Below are 21,337 nucleotides of genomic sequence, written 5' to 3'. Positions count from 1 at the left end.
GATGACGCCCATGACGCAGCCCCTTCCCGCCCTCACTGTCGACATCGATCCGCGCCTGTTGGAAATCCTGGTCTGCCCGGTGACCCACGGCCCGCTGACCTATGACCGCGACAAGGCCGAACTGGTCTCCAAGTCCGCCAACCTGGCCTACCCCATCCGCGACGGCGTGCCGATCATGCTGCCGGAAGAGGCCCGCGAACTCGCCGACTAAAGGGCCAGAACCCGGCGCACGCTCTCCTCGACGGTGGGCGCGTCGGTGATCTCCAGCACCGGCGCGGTCAGGCTCGAGAGCCAGAGCCTGTGGCTGGCCAGGCTGCGGCCGCCGTTCGACCCGTCGTCATAGCCGCGCGACCAGGTCATGAACGTCTGATGGGCCTCGTGCATGTCGCCGCCGGGCGCGATTCGGTCGCCGTAGCGGGCCTGCTCCCGGGCGATGCTGCGGGCCATGCGGATGGCGGGATCAAGATAGAGGAAGACCATCAGGTCGAACCGATCCTCCACCTCCCGCCCCCAGGAGAGCAGGGAGCCGGAGATCACCCAGCTTTCGTCGGCCGGCAGGGCGGCCTTCAGCATCGGCAGCCGCTCCTCCTGCGGGCGCTGGGTGGTGAAGGGCGGGTCGGTGGGCGCCCAGAAGAAGAAATCACTGTCCTGGTGGGCCACGCCCATCGCCTGGGCCAGGGCGGCGCCCAGGGTGGTGGTCCCGGAGCCCGAGGCCCCGACGACGTGGATGCGCTGCGCCGTCATGATCGTCCTCCCCTGGCCTTCCGATACCCAGGTCGGCGGGTTGGCGCAATTGACAGACCAGGCCCCGCCGCGCACCGTTCCGATCTCGACTACAGATCAGGAGGCGGTTTCATGAAGGCTCGTTCGTCCAAGCGGACCGCCCTGGGCGCCTAGGCGCTCCACGCGACCTCCGCAGGTTTTCGTCGCGCCCGGCCGCCCTGAGCGGACCCGGACGCATGCCCGACACCTCGCGACAACGAGACGCCATGACCGACATCCTCAACCGCTACAGTAGCCTCTGTGCGGAAATCTACGACCTGGACAAGCCTGTCGGGTCGCTGTTCGACATCCCTTACTATCAGGGCCGGCTGAAGGAGCTGGATGGTCCAATCCTGGAGGCCGCCGTGGGAACCGGCCGCCTCTATGTCCCGCTCCTGGAGGCCGGGCTGGACGTCTCCGGCTTCGACCATTCGGCCGACATGCTGGCGATCTGCCGCCGCAACGCGGAGGATCGCGGCCTGGCGCCGAAGCTGACCCAGGCCCGGTTCCAGGACTTCACCTTCGACCAGGCCTTCGCCGCCATCATCGTGCCGGCCAGCTCCTTCGTGCTGGTGGACGACTTCGACGACGCCCTGGCGGTGCTGGGACGCTTCCGCGACGCCCTGGCCCCCGGAGGCGCGCTGCTGGTCGACCTGCCGCCCCTGAGCTTCCTCGAGGCAGCAGGCGGGGTGCGAGCCTGGACGGCGGCCAATGGCGACCTGCTGCGGATGAAATCCGAGAGGGTGGATACCGATCCCATCGGCCAGCGGCGGGTCAATCACGACACCTATGAGCGTTGGCGCGACGGCAGGCTGATCGACAGCCAGCTCGAGCTGTTCGCCTACCGGGTCTGGGGCTGGAAGGAGTTCGAGATGGCGCTGGCGGCCGCGGGCTTCACCGACATCGAGGTCGGCGCAAACTACCGGCCCGGACGCGCGCCAAAGCCCAGCGACGGAATCCTGAACTTCGCAGCCCGAAGGCCAGGCTAGAGCGCCTCGCCCCGCAGGAGCCGGGGCAAATCACCGGAAGCTCCGCCCGCGTCGTGCATGAAGAAGCGGCGGGCGGGGCCGATCCGGTTGACCGCCGACATGCCGGCGCCGCGCACCAGACGCAGCAGGGGATTGTCGTTGGAGAACAGCCGCACGAAGACGTCGGTGGCGGCCGCAAGCATGATGTTGTCGAAGCTGCGCCAGCGGGCGTAGCGCTCCAGAACCAGCTCCGAGCCGATATCTTCCCCCAGGCGTGCGGCGTCCACCAGCACCTCCGCCAGCGCCGCCGCGCCCTTCAGTCCCAGGTTCAGCCCCTGGCCGGCGATCGGATGGATGCCGTGGGCGGCGTCGCCGAGCAAGGCGGCGCGCGGGGCGCTGAGCCGCTCGGCCAGCTGCAGGGAAAGCGGGTAGGTGAAGACCGGCCCCTCGACGGTCGCTTCGCCCAGGAAGGCCCCGAACCGGCGCTGCAGGTGGGCATGGAAGACCTCGGGCCGGGCGGTCTTCAGGGCCTGGCCCTTGGCGGTGGGCTCGGTCCAGACCAGGCTGGCTCGGTCTTCCGTCAGCGGCAGGATGGCGAACGGGCCGCCGGGCAGGAAGAATTCGTGGGCCACACCCTCGTGAGGCCGTGAAAGTTTCACCGTCGCGACGACGCCGGTCTGCGGATAGTCCCAGCCAATGGCGTTGATCCTGGCCGCCGCACGGACCACCGAATTGCGGCCCTCGGCGCCCACCACCAGGGGGGCGGTGAGGACGCGGCCGTCCTCCAGGGTGACACGAGCGCAGTTGGGGTCGAAGTCCACCGAGGCGACCCGGGCCGGCGCCAGCACCGTGATTCCGGCCTTGCCGATGGCCTTGGCCAGGGCCGCACGGGAACGGCGGTTCTCCAACAGGTAGCCCAGGGGCTCTCCGTCGGAGCGGTCGGCGATCTCGGCGCTGTCGAAACGCAGGTAGAACGGTGAAGGATTTCCCGCGGAAGCGCCCGGGCTGCGCCCGTCGGTCACCAGGATCTGCTCGATCCGCTGAGCGTGGGGCTCTATGTCGGCGGCCAGGCCCAGAGTGCGCCACTGGCGGAAACTCGCGAAGGCCACCGCCGAGGATCGTCCGTCGAAGGTCGGCGCCAGCTGGGCGTCGAAGACGATGGGGTCGATCAGGATCGGCGTCAGCCCCCCCTGTTTCAGGGCAAGCGCCAGGGTCGCCCCGGCCATGCCGGCCCCGGCGATGATCACATCGGCGTCGAAGGTCTCGCTCATGGGCCGATATGCCGACGAAGCGGCCCTGGCGTCCAGCCCAAGCACGTCCCGAAGGATTTTTGGACGGCTGCGTCCATTTTATCCGTTGCCGAGACCGCCCCTTCTGCTGTTTCCTGGACCGGCGCGTCTAGTTTTGCTGGCGCGCGAGTGGGGAATGGCGAATGGCCGGCGTGCCGAGCAACAGACGGGTTCCGATTTTGGTGGGAGGCGGGGTCGCCCTGGCCCTGATCATCGGCGGCGGGGTCTGGTGGACCAACAAGCAGAAATTCGAGGCCACCGACAACGCCTTCATCGCCGCCGACAAGGTGGCCGTGGCCCCCCAGGTTGACGGCTACGTGGCCGAGGTCCTGGTGGGGGACAACCAGAGGGTCGCCGCCGGCGAGGTGGTGGCGCGGCTGGACGCCGCCAGCCTGAGGGCCAAACTCGCCCAGGCCATCGCCAACGCCGCGGCCCTAGACGCCGCTGTGCGCGGCGTCGACGACAAGTCGGCCCTGGAGACCGCCATGATCGCCCAGAAGGCGGCCGGCGTGGACTCCGCCCACGCCCAGGCCCAGATGGCGTCCGCCGAGCTCACCCGCTACGGCGCGTTGGCTCAGCAGGGCTGGGTCTCGTCACAGCGGGCGCAATCAGCCAAGGCCGCCGCCAGCACGGCCGCCGCCGGGGTCGCCCAGGCCCAGGCCGCCCTGGAAGCCGAGCGCCGGACGGCCGCGTCCCTCGGCTCGGCGCGAGCCCAGACCTTCGCCCAGGCCCAGGCCGCCCACGCTGCGGTGGAGTCCGCCCGCATCGACGTCTCCCGCACCGAGATCCGCGCGCCCGTCGCCGGCGTGGTGGGCGCCCGGGCCGTACGGCCGGGTCAGTACGTCCGCCCCGGCACGAACCTGATGAGCATCGTGCCGCTCGGCCAGGCCTATGTGGTGGCCAACTTCAAGGAGACCCAGGTCTCGCGCCTGCGCATCGGACAGCCAGTGGAGATCCGGGCCGACGCCTTCGGCAAGCAGACCATTCGCGGCCATATCGACAGCTTCGCCCCAGCCACCGGCTCGGAGTTCGCCCTGATCCCGGTGGAGAACGCCGTGGGCAATTTCACCAAGATCGCCCAGCGCCTGCCGGTCAAGATCGCCGTCGACTCCACCGAGCCCCTCGCCGGGGCGCTGAGGCCCGGTCTCTCGGTGGAGGTGAAGGTGGACGTCCGCGACAATACCGGCCGGGGCTTCGCCGACGCCACACCGCCCACCGAACTCGTCCGCCGCGGCGTCTCGCGCTAAACCGCCGTGGCTGACACCGTTGTCATCGAGGCGCCCGGCCCACCCGGCGGTCACTTGACCCGATCGGGCGAGATCGACTGGATCAAGGTGTTTCTGGGCTTCGGGGGCATGGTCATCGGCCAGTTCATGGCCGTGCTCGACGTCCAGATCGTCGCCTCCTCCCTCGCCCAGATCCAGGCCGGCGTCGGCGCCAGCGCCGACCAGATCAGCTGGGTGCAGACCATCTACCTGCTGGCCGAGGTGGTGATGATCCCCCTGGCCGCCTACTTCTCGAAGATGTGGGGGACGCGGCCGTTCTTCATGGCCGCCACGGTGGTGTTCATCGTGTCCTCGATCCTGACCGGGCTATCCACCACCTTTGAGATGATGATCGTCACCCGCGCCCTGCAGGGCCTGGCCGGCGGCGCGATGATCCCTCAGGTGTTCGCCGCGGCCATGACGATCTTTCCCTTGGAACGGCGGATCACCGCCAATGTCGTGGTGGGGCTTATCGTCACCCTGGCCCCCACCATCGGCCCCACCATCGGTGGCCACCTCACCGACGCCTTCGGCTGGCGGTGGCTGTTCTATATCAACGTGATCCCCGGCCTGCTGTCCCTGTTGCTGGTGGCCCGCTACGCCGATTTCGACAAGGGTGACCCGCGCCTGGCGCGAGGCATCGACTGGCTAGGGCTGGCCTGCATGGCGGTGTTCCTCCTCAGCATGCAGTACGTGCTGGAGGAGGGTTCGGGTGACGGTTGGCTGAAGGAAGACAAGATCCTCGGCCTCACAGTCCTGGCGGCGCTGGCCGGCGGCGCCTTTGTCTGGCGGCAACTGACCTATCGCCAACCCATCGTCTCCCTGGCTCCATTCGGCGATCGCAATTTCCTGATCGGCACGGTCATGAACTTCATTTCGGGAATGAGCCTCTATTCAGGAACCTTCGTCCTGCCCCTCTACCTGGCGCAGGTGAGGGGCTATTCCCCTGGCCAGGTGGGGACCACCATGCTGGTCTCAGGGCTGGCCATGTTCCTGGCGGCGCCGATCGCGGGGCGCGTGATCCGGGCCATGGACCTGCGCATCGGCATGGTGCTTGGATTTTCCCTGGTGGGGATCGGCCTGGGCCAGGGGGTCCATGTCGGGTCGGACTGGGGTTTCAACGAGTTCCTGGTGCTGCAGGTCTGCAGGGGACTGGGGGCCATGATCGCCATGATCGCCGCCTCCCAGATGAGCATCTCCACCCTGCCGCTCAGCATGATGAAGGACGGCTCTGGACTGCTGAACCTGATCCGCAATGTTGGCGGGGCGGTGGGCCTGGCGATGGTGACCACCATCCTGTCGCGGATGAGCGCCGTTCACCTCGGGATCCTGTCGTCTTCGCTCAACAGCGGCAGCATGGAGGCCCAGGAGATGATGACCCGCCTGGCTGGGATGATGGAGGCCTCCGGGGCGCTCGATCCGCAGGGCGGCATGTACAAGATGATGGGGATGATGCTTCACCGGCAGGCCCTGGTGATGGCCTTCGCCGACGTCTTCATGTTCCTGTCCGCCGGCTGCGCCGTGGCCGTGGTCCTCGCCGTGCTGGCGCGGCCGGTCGCGGCGGCCCCGCCGCCGCCCGGCGGAGATCACTGATGCCCCGGCTGGTCGGACAGATCGACCTGGCCAAGGGGGAGGCCATCCTCGACGCCGCCATCGCGGTGCTGGGCGAGCGCGGCCTGGCGGCCTCAATGGAGGAGGTGGCGCGCCGCGCCGGGGTCTCCAAACAGACAATTTATAACCACTACGGCTCCAAGGCCGAGCTGATCCGCGCCCTGGTGGACCGCCGGGTGGCCGACATCACCGCGCCCCTGGAGATGCCCGGCGCCGACGAGCACCCTGAGGAGGCCCTAGCCAGTTTCGCCCGGGTCATGCTGCAGGCCCTGATCAATCCTCGGGCCACAGCCATGATGCGCCTCTATATTCAAGGGGCCACAGAGGCCCCGGATGTGGCCCGAGCGGTGTTCGAGGCCGGGCCCAAGGCCTCCCGCGCCCGCCTGGCCGTCTTCCTCGCCCGTGAGCACGCCGACGGCCGCCTGGTGGTGGCTGATCCGGCCATGGCCGCGGAGTTCTTCGGCGGCATGGTGGTGGGCACCTATCAACTCGCCGACCTGCTGGGGGTCGATCGCGGCCTCACCGAGCGCCAGATCGACACCATCGCCACCGAAGCCGCCCGCCGCTTCCTGCGGGCCTACAGCGCCTAGAGCGCGCAGGGTTAAGTGGACGCCGGCTAACCCGTCCGACGCGCTCTACACTTTTGAATTTACAGCCTTTTTGAACGGGTCAGATGATTCCATCTGACCCTAAAAGGCTCTAGGTATCCGCCCCGAAATCATCCGGCAGGCCGATCATGTGGAAGCCCGCGTCGACATGGACCACTTCGCCGGTGGTGGAACGGCCGAGATCCGACAACAGCCACAGCGCCGTCCCGGCCACGCCCTCCATCGAGGTGTCCTCCTTCAGCGCCGACATCACCCGGCCTTGGGACAGTTTCTCCCGCCCGCCGGCGATGCCCGCCAGGGAAAGGGTCCGCATGGCCCCAGCGGAGATGGCGTTGACCCGGATCTTGGCCGGTCCGAGATCTCGGGCCGCGTAGCGGGTGGCCGCCTCCAGGCCCGCCTTGGCCACCCCCATGGTGTTGTAGTTGGGGATCACCCGCTCCGAGCCGAGATAGGTCATGCAGATGATCGAACCGCCGTTCGGCATCAGCCGCGCGGCCCGCCTGGCGCAGTCGACGAAGCTGAACACCGAGATGTCCATGGCCTGGAGAAAGCCTGCCCGGGTGGTGTTCTCCACGAAGGAGCCCTTGATCTCGTCGCGGGGGGCGAACGCGATCGAGTGGACGAAGAAGTCGATCGCCCCGAGGTCGGCCTCGACCTTGGCGAAGGCGCCATCCATCTGGGCGTCGTCCGTGGCGTCGACGGCCACCACGGTCTTCACGCCGATCGAGTCGGCCAGGGGCTGGACCCGACGCTCCATGCCCGGCAGGTGTAGAAAGGCCAACTCCGCCCCCTGAGCCGCGAGCTGGGCGGAAATCCCCCAGGCGATGGACTGGTGGTTGGCGACGCCGATGACGACGCCCTTCTTGCCCTTCATCAGCTCGCCCTTGGGCAGGTCATAGTCCTCGGCCACGGTCGCCTCCTCTAAAGCTTGATGCGGTAGCCCACATGGCTCTGCGCAAAGCCCAGCCGGTCGTAGAAGCGGTGGGCGTCGGTTCGGGTCTTGTGGGTGAACAGCTCCACGGCCTGGCAACCCCGGGCCCGGGCGGCGTCCAGGGCCCACTCTACGAGCATAGCTCCCAGGCCCTGGCTGCGCAGGGCGGTGTCCACCCGCACGCCCTCGATGAGCGCCAAGTCCGCGCCCTGGTTCGACAGGCCGGGAATGAAGGTCATCTGCAGGCAGCCCACCACCGCCCCGCCCAGCTCAGCGACGGTGAGAATATTACCGTCGCTGGCTTCGATGCGGTCGAAAGCAGCGTAGTAGGCGGCGGGCAGCGGGTCTTCGAATCGTTCTCGCCCCGCGCCCAGGGGATCGTCGGCCAGCAACTCAACGATCCGCGCCACATCCTCGCGGCGGGCGGGGCGGAAGACCGGCGCGGCCACGGGTCAGACCCGGGCCATCACCAGGCAGCCATTGGTGCCGCCGAAGCCGAAGCTGTTGGACATCACCGTTTCGACCTGCTGGTCGAGGCGCTTCCGCAGGATGGGCAGGTCGGCGAAGGCGGGGTCGAGGTTTTCGATGTGAGCGCTCTCGGTCAGGAAACCGTTGTTGAGCATCAGCAGCGAATAGATCGCTTCCTGCGCGCCTGCGGCCCCCAGGCTGTGGCCGGTCAGGGACTTGGTCGACGAGATGTGGGGCGCCTTGTCCCCAAAGACCGAACGCACGGCCTCCATCTCCTTGATGTCGCCCACCGGGGTCGAGGTGCCGTGCGGGTTCAGATAGTCGATCTTGCGGCCGCCGAGGTCGGCCATGGCCAGGTTCATGCAGCGGGCCGCGCCCTCGCCGGAGGGGGCGACCATGTCGAAGCCGTCGGAATTGGCGGCGTAGCCGACGATCTCGCCATAGATCTTGGCCCCGCGCGCCTTGGCGTGCTCGTATTCCTCCAGCACCACCAGGCCCGCGCCACCGGCGATGACGAAGCCGTCGCGGGCGGCGTCATAGGCGCGGCTGGCCACGGCCGGGGTCTCGTTGAAGTTGGAACTCATGGCGCCCATGGCGTCGAACAGCACCGACAGGGTCCAGTCGAGTTCCTCGGTGCCGCCGGCGAACACCACGTCCTGCTTGCCCATCAGGATCTGCTCGTAGCCGACGCCGATGCAGTGGGTGGAGGTGGCGCAGGCCGAGGAGATGGAGAAGTTCAGGCCCTTGATCTTGAACCAGGTCGCCAGCGTCGCCGAGGGACCAGAGCTCATGGCCTTGGGCACCGCGAAGGGCCCCACGCGCTTGGGGCCGCGGGTTCTGGCGGTCTCGGCGGCCTCGATGATGGCCTTGGTGGAGGGCCCGCCCGAGCCGACGATCAGGCCGGTGCGGACATTGGAGACCTCGGCCTCCTCCAGCCCGGAGTCGGCGATCGCCTGTTCCATGGCGATGTGGGCGAAGCCCGTGCCCTGGGCCAGGAAGCGGGCCGCGCGGCGGTCCACCAGGGTCTCCCAGTCGAGCTGGGGCTTGGCCTCCACCTGGCTGCGGAAACCGAGCTCGGCATATTCCGGGGCGGCCCGGATGCCTGACTTGGCCTCATGCAGAGAGGCGAGCACCTCATTGGCGTTCACGCCAATGGAGGAGACGATACCGATACCCGTGACGACGACGCGGCGCATGTTTTCTCCCAGATCCGGACGGCTTTTACCGTTTGCCGTTTACCGTTGGTAGAGGCCGACCCTCAGGTCAGTCGCCCAATAGATGGGGGTTCCATCGGCTTCCAGCACACCATCGCCGATGCCCATGACAAGCCGGCGATTGATGACACGCTTCATGTCGACCTTGTAGGTGACCTTCTTGATGTTCGGGGTCACCTCGCCGCCGAACTTCACCTCGTTGCAGCCCAGGGCGCGTCCGCGGCCCTTGCCGCCAATCCAGCCCAGATAGAAGCCGACGAGCTGCCACAGGGCGTCCAGGCCCAGGCTGCCCGGCATGACGGGATCGCCGATGAAGTGGCAGTCGAAGAACCAGAGGTCGGGATTGATGTCGAACTCGGCCTCGATATAGCCCTTGCCGTGAGCGCCGCCGTCCTCGTTGATCGTGATGATGCGGTCGAACAGCAGCATGGGCGGCGCGGGCAGCTGTGCGTTGCCCGGCCCGAACATCTCACCGCGCGCACACGCCATGAGATCTTCGAAGCGGTAGTTGTCCTTGGCTTTCACGCCCATGGTCATGCAGATCGCCTTCCGGCTTCAAAAAGAGGGGTCAGGGCCTATCAGAGCGCGCCGCTTCGCTCAACGGCATTGGGGCTTGTCATCGGTTCCCCACAGCTCAGAAGCCGGCGCCCAGCCCGAAACGCCGTCCACCCGAAGCTTGCACCAGCCCTTGCTGTCGCACCGGACCAACGCGGCCAGGGCCCGGGCGTTCAAAAACGCGTGCACGGAGGCCGTCGGCTTGGGCGCGCTGCGCATGGCCAGCGGCGTCGGCTTGACCCGCATCACAGCTCGCCGCCCGTCGGTGGTGCGCCGGTGAACCCAGGCCAGGCCGAGTTCGGGATCGCAGATGCGCCGCCACTCGGTATTTTCCGCCACCACCTGCACCGGCAGGCCCTTGGCCCGGTAGACCCAAAGCAGCCGGTGATCGTCGCCGGGGCCGGCGCGGGCGTTCACCTCGCCGAATTTCAGCACGATATAGCGCGGGACCGGCAATCCGGAGGGGGTCGGACGGTCCGCCGCCATCGCGGTCTGAGCCGCGCCCACGCCCCAGAACAGGACCGCCACAAAGATCGGCGCCCACGCCCGTGCGCTCATCGCCGTTTCCGCCTCGCCTTGGCCGCTCATATGCCCTTTGCTAGAGGTTCATCTCACGACGCGCCATAGTCGCGCGCGCCGCAGCCCCTTTTTCGAGTTCCGCGAAACCGCCCATGCCCGCCCGAAAGCCCAAAGTCATCGTCACGCGCAGGCTTCCGGATCCCGTGGAAACCCGGATGCGCGAACTGTTCGACACCCAGCTCAACCTCAGTGACGAACCTCTGGACCGCGCCGCCCTCGTGGCCGCCGTCCAGACCGCCGACGTCATCGTCCCCACCATCACCGACAAGATCGACGCTGAACTGCTCAGCCATGCCGGCGACCAGTTGAAGCTGATCGCCAATTTCGGGGCGGGCGTCGACCATATCGACGTGGCCGCCGCCAATGCGCGGGGCATCAGCGTCACCAATACGCCGGGCGTGCTGACCGAGGACACCGCCGACCTGACCCTGGCCCTGATGATGGCGGTCTCCCGCCGCATCGTGGAGGGCGCCAATGTCGCCCAGGCCGGGGGCTTCACCGGCTGGGCGCCGACCTGGATGATGGGGCGGCGGATTTCCGGAAAGCGGTTAGGAATTATCGGCATGGGCCGCATCGGCGAGGCCGTGGCGCGCCGGGCCAAGGCCTTCGGCATGCAGATTCACTACCACAACCGCAAACCGGTCAGCCCGCGCATCGCCGACGACCTGGAGGCCACCTATTGGGAGAGCCTCGACCAGATGCTGGCCCGGATGGACATCATCTCGGTCAACTGCCCGCACACGCCGGCCACCTATCACCTGCTGTCGGCCCGGCGGCTGAAGCTGATGCAGCCCCACGCCATCCTGGTGAACACCGCCCGCGGCGAGATCATCGACGAGGGCGCCCTGGCCGATCAGCTGGCCAAGGGCGAGATCGGCGGCGCCGGCCTGGACGTGTTCGAGTTCGAGCCGGCCATCAACCCCAAGCTGCTCAAGCTGCCCAACGCCGTCCTCCTGCCCCACCTGGGCTCGGCCACGGTGGAGGCCCGCTCGGAGATGGGCGAAAAGGTGATCATCAACATCAAGACCTGGATGGACGGCCACAGGCCGCCGGACCGGGTCCTCACCTCGATGCTCTGAGAGCTCCTTCTCTCGCAAGGGGAGAAGGAAACAGCGTCTTAAATTCGCAGACTACTTCACCGCAAACGGCTTCGGTCGCCGGGCGCCGCCCTGGCGGTCGAGCATCCAGCCGGGATATTCTGACGGCAGGGCGCTGATCTCGTCGAGGTGGGCGATCTCAGCCGGGGTCAGGGTCAGGTCCACGGCCGCCAGGTTGTCGTCCAGCTGTTCGATGGTCTTGGCGCCGATGATCACGCTCATCACGTGGCGCTTGGAGAACAGCCAGGCCAGGGCCACCCGGGCGACCGACACCCCGTGCGCCTCGCCGATCTCGCGCATGGCGGCCACCACTGGCCAGGCGCGGTCGGTATTGACCGGCGGGAAGTCGAAATTGGTGCGCCGCGCGCCGTTCACCGCTGGCGCCCCAGGGCCGAACTTGCCCGAGAGCAGCCCGCCGGCCAGGGGCGACCAGACCATCAGGCCCACCTGCTCCTGCGTCAGCATCGGGACCAGTTCGCGCTCCAGGTCGCGGCCGGCGATGGAATAATAGGCCTGCAGGGTCTCGAAGCGGGCATAGCCCTTGAGCGCGCTGATCCCCAGCGCCTTGGCGATCTTCCAGGCCGCCCAGTTGGAGACGCCGACATAGCGCACCAGGCCCTGGCGGGTCAGGTCGTCCAGGGCGCGCAGGGTCTCCTCGATGGGGGTGACCGTGTCATTGCCGTGGATCTGGTAGAGGTCGATATGGTCGGTCTGCAGGCGCTCCAGGCTGCCCTGCACCGCATCCATGATGTGGCCGCGGCTGGCGCCCCGGTCGTTGGGGCCCGGCCCCATCTCGCCGAACACCTTGGTGGCGATCACCACGTCCTTGCGCGCCACGCCCAGGTTCTTCAGGGACTGGCCCAGCAGCTTTTCCGACTGGCCGAAGGCGTAGACGTCGGCGGTGTCGATGAAGTTGACCCCCGCCGCCAGCGCCTGGCCGACGATGCCGTCCACCTCGCCCTGATCCAGGGCGCCGATCATCTTCCAGATCCCGGCGTCATTGTCGCCGCCGAAGGTCATGGTCCCCAGGCAGATTTCCGAGACGAATAGGCCGGTCTGGCCAAGCTGATTGTACTTCATGGGGCGCTCCTTGGGCTGGTCCACAGCTAGGCGCGACCTGTGACGGACGCAACCGGCTCAAGGGTGGCCGCCGCAGACCTCGCACTCGGGGTCGGGGCCGATGCGGACGGTGCGCGTCTCTCCCGACAGCCCGTCATAGATCAGCAGGCGGCCGGTGAGCGGGTCGCCGGCCCCGGTCAGGACCTTGATGGCCTCGAGCGCCATCATCGAGCCGACGACGCCCGCCAGGGCGCCGACCACGCCGACGGCCGAACAGGTCTCGGCGTCCGGCGGAACCTCCGGCACCAGGCAGCGGTAGCAGGGGGCGCGGCGGAAGACTCCCACCTGGCCGGTCCAGCGGCCGATGGCGCCGGAGACCAGGGTCACGTGCTCGGCGATGCAGGCGGCGTTGACGGTGAAGCGGGTGGTGAAGTCGTCGGTGCCGTCCAGCACCAGATCGCAGCCGCGCACCAGCGCGCGCGCATTGGCCGTCTCTAGGTGGACGGGGACCCGCTCGATATTGACGTGGGGGTTCAGGGCCTTCAGCCGGTCGGCGGCGGCTTCGACCTTGCAGCGGCCGACATCGCCCTCCGTGAAGATCACCTGGCGCTGCAGATTGGAGACGTCGACCTTGTCCGGATCGACAAGCACCAGGGTCCCCACCCCGGCGGCGGCCAGGTAGAGGGCGGCCGGCGCGCCCAGGCCACCGGCCCCCACGATCAGGACACGGGCGGCTTTCAGGCGCTGCTGGCCGGGACCTCCGACCTCGCGCAGCACCAGATGCCGGGCATAGCGTTCGACCTCGTCGTCGGAAAAACTCATCGACCTTGACCTGGACCTCTCGCCTGCTCACATCGGCGTATATGAGCAATCCTAGCAACTTTCCCGACTGGCACGGCACCACCATCCTGGCCGTGCGCAAGGACGGGCACACCGTCATCGCCGGCGACGGACAGGTCTCGATGGGCCAGACCATCGTCAAGGGCAATGCCCGCAAGGTCCGCTCCCTGGCCGGCGGCAAGGTGATCGCGGGTTTCGCCGGCGCCACCGCCGACGCCCTGACCCTGATCGAGCGCCTGGAAGCCAAGCTGGAGCAGTATCCTGACCAGCTGGCCCGGGCCTGCGTCGACCTGGCCAAGGACTGGCGCACCGACCGCTATCTTCGCAAGCTTGAGGCCATGTTGCTGGTGGCCGACAAGGACAACATCTTCACGGTGACGGGGGTCGGCGACGTGTTGGAGCCCGAAACCGGGGTCGCGGCCATCGGGTCAGGAGGCAACTACGCGCTGGCTGCTGCGCTCGCCTTCATGGAGACCGACAAGAGCGCCGAGACCCTGGCCCGGGACGCCATGGCGATCGCCGCCAGGATCTGCGTCTACACCAACGGCAATCTGACCGTGGAAGTGCTTTAGCGACCGTCATCCTGGCCAAGGGCCCGCAGGGCCGGAGGGCCGTGATGACCTGCTGAGGTCTGTCAAATCATTCACTTGAGGCGGGCTCACGGCGGGGCCTAGCTAGGGCGACCAGCTGGGGAGCTTCCGCCAATGTCCAAAGCCGCCCTCTTCGCCCTGCTGGCCTTCGCCGCCACACCGACCATGGCCGCGCCCGTCGATCCTGCCCCGGTAGTCGCCGCAGAGCGGGCCTTCGCCGTCGATGGCCTGGCGCTGGGCGTCCGCGACGCCTTCCTCAAGCACTCCGCCGCCGACGCGATCGTCTTCCAGCCTGAGGTCCAGAAGGTCCACGAGACCTTCCCAGGCCAGGACCCAGACCAGGGCGGTCCGCCCCTGGTCTGGTGGCCCCTGTGGGCGGGGATCGCGCGGTCCGGCGATCTGGGCTTCACCACCGGGCCCTACAGCTATGACGGCCAGCTTCGCGGCTACTACTTCACCGTCTGGAAGAAGCGACCCGATGGCGGCTGGAAGTGGGTCTATGACGGCGGACCGCCCTCCGACGCCGTCGGAGCCGCAGCGCAAGGCTCGCAGCCGGCCTATCTGGCGGTCTCCTCCACCAAGGGAAAATATCCGGAAGCGGCCTTCGCTGATGTTCGCAAGGCCGAGGCCGATCTGGCCGTCGCCGCCAAGGTCGATGCCGCCGCCGCCTACAAATCTGTTCTTGCGCCGGGCGCCCGCGTCGCCGGCTCCCGCGCGGCGCCAGGCAATACGCCGGACGCCCAGGCCACAGAACTGGCCACCCGGACCAAGACCATCGACCTCGCCCCGCTCGGCGGTGATGTCTCGGTGGCGGGAGACCTGGCCTGGACCTATGGCGACGCCGCCTGGGTGCGCGACGGCCAGGGGCGGCAGGGACACTATGTCCGCATCTGGCAGCTGGGGCCGACGGGTTGGCGTCTGGTCTACGACATGATCCTGACCTCGCCGCCGAAAGCCTAGCGCTTCCGCTTGGCGGCCCGCGCCGCGGCGGCGGCCTCGTCCTGTTCCACCCGCCGCGCCACGATGTCGGCGACCAACTCTGGCGGTAAAGGATTCTCCGGCTGGAAGCGGATCGCGCCCTTGCTGGTCTCATAACCCGTGAGCCGGTCCGCAAATTCCGCCACCAGGCCGCTGGGATAGAGGGCGCAATGGGCCTTGGCCGCGGCGAACCAGACCAGCACCCCGTTCCGGCGCACGGCGGGCATGCCGTAGCTGATGCACTCAGTGGCGCCCGGAGCCGCGTCCAGGATCTGGCGGCGCAGCTGTTGCAGGGCGTCGCGCTGGTCCCGCGGCAGGGTGGCCATGTAGGCGTCGGTATTGGCGGGCGCCGGCATCTCGCTTCTCCTGGTCGGTGGGGGCTGGCCTAAGGACGCCCGGGCCGGACGGAATCCGACACCGGCGAGGCGCTTCGCCTTGAACAGTCCAAATCGTACCTATCTAACGGCGCAATGACCGAATTCTCACCGCGCGAAATCGTCTCCGAGCTCGACCGCTTCATCGTCGGCCACCCCGAGGCCAAGAGGGCCGTCGCCGTCGCCCTGCGCAACCGCTGGCGCCGCCGGCGGGTGCCCGAGGCTCTGCGCGATGAGGTGACGCCCAAGAACATCCTGCTGATCGGTCCTACCGGGGTCGGCAAGACCGAGATCGCGCGGCGGCTGGCGCGGCTGGCCCAGGCGCCGTTCCTGAAGGTGGAGGCCACCAAGTTCACCGAGGTCGGCTATGTCGGCCGCGACGTGGACCAGATCGTCCGCGACCTGGTGGAAATCTCGTTGGCCATGGTCCGCGACAAGCGCCGCGCCTCGGTCCGCGCCAAGGCCGAGGCCGCCGCCGAGGAGCGCATCCTCGACGCCCTGACCGGCCCCGGCTCCACCGCCGCCCGCGAGTGCTTCCGCAAGAAGCTGCGCACCGGCGAGCTGGACGACAAGGAGGTGGAGCTGACCCTAGCCGAAACCGGCGGGGGCGGCATGTTCGAGATTCCCGGCCAGCCCGGCGCCCAGATGGGGATGCTCAATCTCGGCGAGATGATGGGCAAGGCCTTCGGCGGCCGCACCAAGACCCATAGGACCACCGTGGCCGCCGCCCATGCCCCGCTCATCGCCGAGGAAAGCGACAAGCTGCTGGACCAGGAGGCCCTGACCCAGGAGGCTATCGAACTGGCCGAGAACAACGGCATCGTCTTCCTCGACGAGATCGACAAGGTGGCCACCAGCCGTGAGCGCTCGGGCGGCGGCGACGTCTCCCGCGAAGGCGTTCAGCGCGATCTGCTGCCGTTGATCGAGGGGACCACCGTCTCCACCAAGCACGGGCCGGTGAAGACCGACCACGTGCTGTTCATCGCCTCGGGCGCCTTCCATGTGGCCAAGCCCTCGGACCTGCTGCCCGAACTCCAGGGGCGGTTGCCGATCCGGGTGGAGCTGAAGCCGCTCAGCCGCGACGACATGCGCCGCATCCTGATCGAGCCGGAGGCCAATCTGATCGCTCAACATCAGGCCTTGCTGGCCACCGAGGGCGTGACCCTGACCTTCACCGCCGAGGCGATCGACGCCCTGGCGGACGCGGCGGTGGCCGTGAACAGTTCGGTGGAGAACATCGGCGCCCGCCGGCTGCAGACCATCCTGGAAAAGGTGCTGGAGGAGATCAGCTTCACCGCCTCCGACCGCTCGGGCGAGATCATCAGCATCGACGCGCCCTACGTGAAGACCCACGTCGGCGACCTGGCCAAGGACGCCGATCTGTCGCGGTTCATTCTCTAGGGGTCAAAACCTGGCTCGCCTTGCCGAGTAGATCGCGCCTTCCAGGGCCTTGGCGAATTCGGCCCGTTCCGAGGGGCTGAGCGCCCGGGCCACCGGGGCCTCCTTGCCCGAGAGCGCCAGACGCAGGTCGATGGCGTGGTCGTCCTCGGTGAGCAGGGTGACGCGGGTGAAGGCCGTGGGGCTTTCCCACATCAGCTTTCGCCAGGTCGGCGTCTCGCGGAACACCTGCACCTGGCGGTCGGTGACCAGGACGCGCTCGATCTGCTTGGCGGCGGCGAAGCTGACCAGGAAGGCCACGACGATGGCGACGAGATCCAACCCCAGGAACATCGGCACGAAGACCGCGCCCATGGAGAGGAAAATCGCCGCCGAGGCGCAGTTCAGGACGGTCAAGACACTGATCAGCACCACGAACCCGCGCTGCGACAGGCTCCGGTTGGGGCGGATTTCGGCGTCCATGAAGACCAGATCATCCATGACCCAGGGACGTTAAGCGATTTGCGGACCTCCAAACAGGTCTGTCGTGCGCGGGGCCTTGGCGAAACAGGCGCGGTCGGGCGATGGTCGGCCATGATCAAGAAAGCCCCGGCGAGAAAGAAGCGCGTCAGTCCCGCCGAGCAGGCCCGGGTGGAGGAAGTCTTTCACCGTTTCCTGTGCCTCAGCGACGATCCGCGGACCGAGCTCAACTATGCCAGCCCCTATGAGCTGGTGACCGCTGTGGCCCTGTCGGCCCAGGCCACCGACGTCTCGGTGAACAAGGCCACCACCAAGCTGTTCGCGGTCGCCGACACCCCGCAGAAGATGCTGGACCTGGGGGAAGAGGGGCTGATCGCTCTCATCGCCTCCATCGGCCTGTTCCGCACCAAGGCCAAGAACGTCATAGCCACCGCCAACATCCTGATGGAACAGCACGGCGGCGAGGTGCCTCTGGAGCGCGAGGCCCTTATGGCGCTGCCTGGCGTGGGACGGAAGACCGCCAGCGTGGTGCTGAACGAACTGCGCATCGAGCCGGCCATCGCCGTCGACACCCACGTGTTCCGCGTCTCCCAACGTCTGAAGCTTTCGGCGGGCAAGACGCCCGACCAGGTTGAGGCCGATCTGATGGCGCTGGTCCCCGAGCCCTACCTGACGCGGGCCCACCACTGGCTGATCCTGCATGGCCGCTACACCTGCGTGGCGCGGCGGCCGAAATGCGAGGATTGCCCCATCGACGACCTCTGCCCGTCAAGGATCCTGTTCGTGGGGCGATGAGCCGCCGCCGGAGCGAGGCTAGGGCTCGACCCTGACCGGGACCTCAAGGTCGCAGATCGAGAAGTCCGCGCCCTTGGCGATACGTGTCTGGCGGACCAGGGTGCGGAAGGCGGGGCTGTCGTCGCGCAGGATCGAGAGCCGAGGCCGCTCGCCCGCCGGGATATCGGCCGCCACCCGCACCTTGAGCATCGAGTCGGGCTTGGTCGGCGGCTCCCCCACCGCAATGACGCTGTTGGCGTCAAACCCCACCACGATCCTGCCCCAGACCGTGTAATCGCGGTCCAGGCGGCGGCTCGAACCGCGCATGAAGAAAATCTCGCTGTTGCCGGTGTTCTCCGCCGCCTGACGGCCCATCCCCGCGACGCCCGGGCAATAGGCGCCCCACGCGCGTATCGCGCCGTCCTTGGATTTCAGCGCTTCCTGGCCAGACACCGTGGCGATGGGGACCGCCCCCAGGAACCCCACCGTGCCGTCAGAGGGCGCGGCGACGGCGCGGTAGCCGGCCATCTTCAGCTTGAAGGTCGCCTCCAGCGGCAGGTCGGGATGGCTGGAAACTCCGCCATCGTGATTGTTGGGGTTGCCGGTCTGGTTGACGAAGCCCTCGATCACCCGGTGGAACTGCAGGCCGTCATAGACGCCTTCCCGGGCCAGGAGCTTCACGCGCGCCACGCTTTGCGGGGCCATGTCCGGCGCCATCTCGACGATGATCCTGCCCTTGGTGGCGTCGATCACCAGCAGGTTTTCAGGGTTCAGGGCGCGCCAGTCGGGGGCCGGGGCGGCGGCCAGGAGACCGAACGCACAAAGGGCGACGGAGAGCATGCGGATCATGCGACCCAGTGAAGCTTCTCCGCCGCCCCTCGCCAAGCCGATCTTTCGCGAAGACCGGCCTTAACTCACAAATTCAGTCGCACGATCTAGGTGATGTGCTTGACGCTCACCGGGTCGCTGCCCGGGAAGCTCTCCTCCAGGCCCTCGTCCAGCAGGGCTTCCTGCCGGTCTTCGGCCTCGCGCGCCTTGTCCGCCAGTTGGTCGGGCTTTTCGCCTTCCTTCAGCGGGGCGACCTTGCGCGCATGAGGCTCTTGCGCCTCCTTAACGCTCTGCTTGTCGCTGGCGGCGCGGTCGGCGTCCTTGGTCTTGTTCTGATTGAGAATGCCCATGTGCAGGTCCTCCAAACGCTTGGCGATGGTCCGCCGTGGCAACCTAACGTGCGGGGGCGTCCGGGGTTGCGGCCCAACCTTGAGCATTGCGCAGGCGGATTCCGCTGGCGTGCAGGCTGGTGGACCAGACCTCGCGCAGGGAGGTGAGGCCCGCCATCACCCGCAGCTCCACGCCGTGCGCGGCCATCAGGGCGGGGAGGTTGGAGAGGGTCTCGACGCTCAGGGGCGTCACCGGCTGGCGCGACACCCACATGCCGGCGTCCTCCAGATCCTCGAAAGACCCCACCGGCAGCTCATAGCGATAAAGGATTCCGCGATTGAGACGTTCGAGCCAGGACCACTCGATATGGGCGATCATCCGCGCGTCGCTCGCCCCGAACCACCGCTCGCGATCTTCCGCCGTCGTGGCGGGGGTCGGCCACAACAGGATGCGCGGACAGTCGCGCGGGAAGAAGTAGAGCGGCTGGGTCGCCTCATCGATCGCCCAGACCAGCGGTCCGTTCAGCCAATCGCGCCCGGGCGGCCGCGTGGAGGGGACGCCGACAGGCCTGGGGACAAAGCCTTCGATGCCGGGATCGTCGCTGAAGTGAAAAAGCCGCATGCCAGAGCCTGTCTAAAGCGCCCCACGCGTTGCTCAAGCTTGTCTTTCCCTGTAGTCAGCCCGCCTACCTTTCCCGGAAAGCCCAATGACCGAACTCTACGACGTCGCCGCCATCGGCAACGCCATCGTCGATGTAATCGCCCCGGCGACCGACGATTTCCTGTCGGCCAATGGGCTCGACAAGGGCGCCATGATGCTGATCGACGAAGCCCGCGGCGTGGAGCTCTACAGCAAGATGGCCTCGGGCATCGAGGCGTCGGGCGGTTCGGCCGGCAACACCATCGCCGGCGTCGCCAGCTTCGGCGGCCGCGCGGCCTATCTGGGCAAGGTGGCCAAGGACCAGCTGGGCGACGTCTTCGCCCACGACATGCGCGCCATCGGCGCCCACTTCGACACCCCGCCGCTGATCGGCGGCCCGGCCACGGCCCGCTCGCTGATCAACGTCACCCCCGATGGCGAGCGCACCATGTGCACCTATCTGGGGGCCTCGACCGAGTTCGCCGCCGATGACGTGGACGCCGCGGTCATCGAGGGCGCCCAGATCGTCTATCTCGAGGGCTATCTGTTCGACGCCGAGGCCGCCCGCCGCGCCTTCGCCAAGGCCGCCGGCCTGGCCCGCGGCGCCGGCCGGATGATGGCCATCACGCTCTCCGACGGCTTTGTGGTGGATCGTCACCGCGAGGCCCTGCTTGGTTTCATCGAAAGCCAGGTCGATCTGGTCTTCGCCAACGACACCGAACTGATGGCGATGTTCCAGACCACCGACCTCGACGACGCCATCGCCCAGATGCGCGGCAAGGTGAAGATCGCCGCCGTCACCCGCGGCGCGGCCGGCTCCACCATCTGCGCGGCGGGCGAAACCTTCGACGTTGCGGCCTATCCGGTGGAAAAAGTCGTGGACACGACCGGCGCGGGCGACCAATACGCAGCCGGTTTCATGTTCGGTCTCGCCAAGGGCCGGCCGCTGAATGTCTGCGGCCAGCTCGGTTCGCTGGCGGCCTCGGAAGTGATCTCGCACTACGGCCCGCGCCCCCTGGTCAATCTGAAAGACCTGGCGGCGTCGAAAGGACTCTAAGCATGGCCCGCACGGCCGACGTCGTCCGCAACACCAAGGAAACTCAGATCAGCGTCAGCGTTGATCTGGACGGCTCCGGCGTGTCCGATGTCGAGACCGGCGTCGGCTTCTTCGACCACATGCTCGACAGCTTCGCCCGTCACGGCGGGATCGACCTGAAGGTCCGCACCAAGGGCGACCTGCACATTGATTTCCACCACACGGTGGAGGACACCGGCATCGTCATCGGCCAGGCCATCAACAAGGCGCTGGACGGGTTCAAGGGCATCCGCCGCTTCGGCCATGCCTATATCCCGATGGACGAGACCCTGACCCGCTGCGCCATCGACCTCTCCAACCGGCCCTATCTGATCTGGAAGGTCGCCTTCAAGACCCAGAAGATCGGCGAGATCGACACTGAGCTGTTCAAGGAATTCCACCACGCCTTCGCCATGAACCTGGGCGCCTGCGTGCATCTGGAAACCCTCTATGGCGACAACAGCCACCACATCGCCGAGAGCGGCTTCAAGGCCCTGGCCCGTGCGCTGCGCACCGCCGTCGAACTCGACCCCAAAACCCATGGTCACGCTCCGTCGACCAAGGGCGTCCTCTAGGAATCAGTTCCATGCAGAGTGTCGCCCTGATCGACTACGGGTCGGGCAACCTTCGCTCGGCCGAAAAGGCC

The 21,337-nt window shown here is 67.7% G+C and carries 26 protein-coding genes; 12 read left to right on the top strand and 14 right to left on the bottom strand.

From position 1 onward, the window contains the following. Position 1 precedes the first annotated feature (1 nt). Positions 2-211, top strand: coding sequence for a Trm112 family protein (locus AAC997_RS16965; protein ID WP_340646885.1), 210 nt, complete (start codon positions 2-4; stop codon positions 209-211). Here the strand turns inward: AAC997_RS16965 and AAC997_RS16960 are convergent. Continuing rightward, entirely contained in the window at positions 208-744 is a 537-nt protein-coding gene (locus AAC997_RS16960; RefSeq protein WP_340646884.1) for a hypothetical protein, read from the bottom strand. The genes AAC997_RS16965 and AAC997_RS16960 overlap by 4 nt on opposite strands. Before the next feature lie 245 nt (positions 745-989). Here AAC997_RS16960 and AAC997_RS16955 point away from each other — a divergent pair, with 245 nt between their 5' ends. Further along, entirely contained in the window at positions 990-1,751 is a 762-nt protein-coding gene (locus AAC997_RS16955) for a class I SAM-dependent methyltransferase (protein ID WP_340646883.1), read from the top strand. On the opposite strand, the gene AAC997_RS16950 is transcribed toward AAC997_RS16955, so the two are convergent. Continuing rightward, positions 1,748-3,001 carry a UbiH/UbiF/VisC/COQ6 family ubiquinone biosynthesis hydroxylase gene (locus AAC997_RS16950; protein ID WP_340646882.1) on the bottom strand — a complete coding sequence of 418 codons (1,254 nt, stop codon included), beginning with the start codon at positions 2,999-3,001 and terminating at the stop codon, positions 1,748-1,750. The two genes, AAC997_RS16955 and AAC997_RS16950, sit on opposite strands and share 4 nt — an antisense overlap. A gap of 161 nt (positions 3,002-3,162) precedes the next feature. Here AAC997_RS16950 and AAC997_RS16945 point away from each other — a divergent pair, with 161 nt between their 5' ends. From AAC997_RS16945 to AAC997_RS16935, 3 genes are read left to right on the top strand one after another with little or no spacing between them, the layout of a single operon-like run. Further along, a complete protein-coding gene (locus AAC997_RS16945) occupies positions 3,163-4,266 on the top strand; it encodes an HlyD family secretion protein (RefSeq protein ID WP_340646881.1) in 1,104 nt (367 codons plus the stop codon). A gap of 6 nt (positions 4,267-4,272) precedes the next feature. Next, complete coding sequence (locus AAC997_RS16940) at positions 4,273-5,877, top strand: DHA2 family efflux MFS transporter permease subunit (RefSeq protein WP_340646880.1); 1,605 nt, start codon at positions 4,273-4,275, stop codon at positions 5,875-5,877. Beyond that, on the top strand, positions 5,877-6,485 hold the full coding sequence (locus AAC997_RS16935) for a TetR/AcrR family transcriptional regulator (RefSeq protein ID WP_340646879.1): 609 nt from the start codon (positions 5,877-5,879) through the stop codon (positions 6,483-6,485). Before AAC997_RS16940 ends, AAC997_RS16935 begins: the two co-directional genes overlap by 1 nt. 109 nt (positions 6,486-6,594) lie before the next feature. Here the strand turns inward: AAC997_RS16935 and AAC997_RS16930 are convergent, their stop codons facing one another. From AAC997_RS16930 to AAC997_RS16910, 5 genes are all read right to left on the bottom strand, one after another. Beyond that, positions 6,595-7,413 carry an enoyl-ACP reductase gene (locus AAC997_RS16930; RefSeq protein WP_340646878.1) on the bottom strand — a complete coding sequence of 273 codons (819 nt, stop codon included), beginning with the start codon at positions 7,411-7,413 and terminating at the stop codon, positions 6,595-6,597. Between the two features lie 11 nt (positions 7,414-7,424). Further along, positions 7,425-7,883, bottom strand: a complete 459-nt coding sequence (locus AAC997_RS16925; protein ID WP_340646877.1) for a GNAT family N-acetyltransferase — start codon at positions 7,881-7,883, stop codon at positions 7,425-7,427. Positions 7,884-7,886: 3 nt separating this feature from the next. Further along, on the bottom strand, positions 7,887-9,098 hold the full coding sequence (fabB, locus tag AAC997_RS16920; protein WP_340646876.1) for a beta-ketoacyl-ACP synthase I: 1,212 nt from the start codon (positions 9,096-9,098) through the stop codon (positions 7,887-7,889). Between the two features lie 39 nt (positions 9,099-9,137). Further along, positions 9,138-9,647 carry a 3-hydroxyacyl-[acyl-carrier-protein] dehydratase FabA gene (gene fabA / locus AAC997_RS16915; RefSeq protein WP_340646893.1) on the bottom strand — a complete coding sequence of 170 codons (510 nt, stop codon included), beginning with the start codon at positions 9,645-9,647 and terminating at the stop codon, positions 9,138-9,140. A gap of 66 nt (positions 9,648-9,713) precedes the next feature. Continuing rightward, a complete protein-coding gene (locus AAC997_RS16910; protein WP_340646875.1) occupies positions 9,714-10,229 on the bottom strand; it encodes an SH3 domain-containing protein in 516 nt (171 codons plus the stop codon). 113 nt (positions 10,230-10,342) lie between these two features. On the opposite strand from AAC997_RS16910, the gene AAC997_RS16905 reads away from it, so the two are divergent. Then, the gene (locus tag AAC997_RS16905; protein WP_340646874.1) at positions 10,343-11,329 is read left to right on the top strand and encodes a D-glycerate dehydrogenase; all 987 of its coding nucleotides are present in this window, start codon (positions 10,343-10,345) and stop codon (positions 11,327-11,329) included. Positions 11,330-11,380: 51 nt separating this feature from the next. Here the strand turns inward: AAC997_RS16905 and AAC997_RS16900 are convergent, their stop codons facing one another. Next, positions 11,381-12,427: an aldo/keto reductase gene (locus AAC997_RS16900; RefSeq protein WP_340646873.1), complete on the bottom strand. Its 1,047-nt coding sequence runs from the start codon at positions 12,425-12,427 to the stop codon at positions 11,381-11,383. 57 nt (positions 12,428-12,484) lie between these two features. Continuing rightward, positions 12,485-13,228: a molybdopterin-synthase adenylyltransferase MoeB gene (gene moeB / locus AAC997_RS16895; protein WP_340646872.1), complete on the bottom strand. Its 744-nt coding sequence runs from the start codon at positions 13,226-13,228 to the stop codon at positions 12,485-12,487. Between the two features lie 41 nt (positions 13,229-13,269). On the opposite strand from moeB, the gene hslV reads away from it, so the two are divergent. Together hslV and AAC997_RS16885 are read left to right on the top strand one after the other, a co-directional pair. Continuing rightward, on the top strand, positions 13,270-13,818 hold the full coding sequence (gene hslV, locus AAC997_RS16890) for an ATP-dependent protease subunit HslV (protein ID WP_340646871.1): 549 nt from the start codon (positions 13,270-13,272) through the stop codon (positions 13,816-13,818). 132 nt (positions 13,819-13,950) lie between these two features. Next, a complete protein-coding gene (locus AAC997_RS16885) occupies positions 13,951-14,796 on the top strand; it encodes a DUF4440 domain-containing protein (protein WP_340646870.1) in 846 nt (281 codons plus the stop codon). Here the strand turns inward: AAC997_RS16885 and AAC997_RS16880 are convergent. Beyond that, positions 14,793-15,170, bottom strand: a complete 378-nt coding sequence (locus AAC997_RS16880; RefSeq protein WP_340646869.1) for a DUF1801 domain-containing protein — start codon at positions 15,168-15,170, stop codon at positions 14,793-14,795. The two genes, AAC997_RS16885 and AAC997_RS16880, sit on opposite strands and share 4 nt — an antisense overlap. Positions 15,171-15,284: 114 nt before the next feature. On the opposite strand from AAC997_RS16880, the gene hslU reads away from it, so the two are divergent. Next, positions 15,285-16,589 (top strand): ATP-dependent protease ATPase subunit HslU, encoded by a 1,305-nt coding sequence (gene hslU, locus AAC997_RS16875; protein ID WP_340646868.1) that lies wholly within the window; start codon positions 15,285-15,287, stop codon positions 16,587-16,589. A 3-nt stretch (positions 16,590-16,592) separates the two neighbouring features. Here the strand turns inward: hslU and AAC997_RS16870 are convergent, their stop codons facing one another. Further along, positions 16,593-17,066: a DUF2244 domain-containing protein gene (locus AAC997_RS16870; protein WP_340646867.1), complete on the bottom strand. Its 474-nt coding sequence runs from the start codon at positions 17,064-17,066 to the stop codon at positions 16,593-16,595. 93 nt (positions 17,067-17,159) lie between these two features. Between AAC997_RS16870 and nth the strand changes: the two genes are divergently transcribed. Beyond that, positions 17,160-17,840: an endonuclease III gene (nth, locus tag AAC997_RS16865; RefSeq protein ID WP_340646866.1), complete on the top strand. Its 681-nt coding sequence runs from the start codon at positions 17,160-17,162 to the stop codon at positions 17,838-17,840. Between the two features lie 18 nt (positions 17,841-17,858). Here nth and AAC997_RS16860 read toward each other — a convergent pair whose 3' ends face one another. The 3 genes from AAC997_RS16860 to AAC997_RS16850 all read right to left on the bottom strand — a co-directional run bounded on the left by AAC997_RS16860 (position 17,859) and on the right by AAC997_RS16850 (position 19,598). Further along, complete coding sequence (locus AAC997_RS16860; RefSeq protein ID WP_340646865.1) at positions 17,859-18,668, bottom strand: peptidylprolyl isomerase; 810 nt, start codon at positions 18,666-18,668, stop codon at positions 17,859-17,861. A gap of 86 nt (positions 18,669-18,754) precedes the next feature. Next, positions 18,755-18,997, bottom strand: coding sequence for a hypothetical protein (locus AAC997_RS16855; RefSeq protein ID WP_340646864.1), 243 nt, complete (start codon positions 18,995-18,997; stop codon positions 18,755-18,757). Positions 18,998-19,040: 43 nt separating this feature from the next. Then, entirely contained in the window at positions 19,041-19,598 is a 558-nt protein-coding gene (locus AAC997_RS16850) for a DUF6886 family protein (RefSeq protein ID WP_340646863.1), read from the bottom strand. A gap of 85 nt (positions 19,599-19,683) precedes the next feature. Here AAC997_RS16850 and AAC997_RS16845 point away from each other — a divergent pair, with 85 nt between their 5' ends. Together AAC997_RS16845 and hisB are read left to right on the top strand one after the other, a co-directional pair. Next, complete coding sequence (locus AAC997_RS16845) at positions 19,684-20,673, top strand: adenosine kinase (protein WP_340646862.1); 990 nt, start codon at positions 19,684-19,686, stop codon at positions 20,671-20,673. Positions 20,674-20,675: 2 nt separating this feature from the next. Then, positions 20,676-21,266: an imidazoleglycerol-phosphate dehydratase HisB gene (hisB, locus tag AAC997_RS16840; RefSeq protein WP_340646861.1), complete on the top strand. Its 591-nt coding sequence runs from the start codon at positions 20,676-20,678 to the stop codon at positions 21,264-21,266. The last annotated feature ends 71 nt before the right edge of the window (positions 21,267-21,337 follow it).

Source organism: Phenylobacterium sp. (assembly GCF_037968635.1).
Taxonomy (GTDB): Bacteria; Pseudomonadota; Alphaproteobacteria; order Caulobacterales; family Caulobacteraceae; genus Phenylobacterium.
The sequence above is the reverse complement of the archived record's forward strand: the minus strand, read 5'-3'. Positions and strand labels throughout refer to the sequence as shown.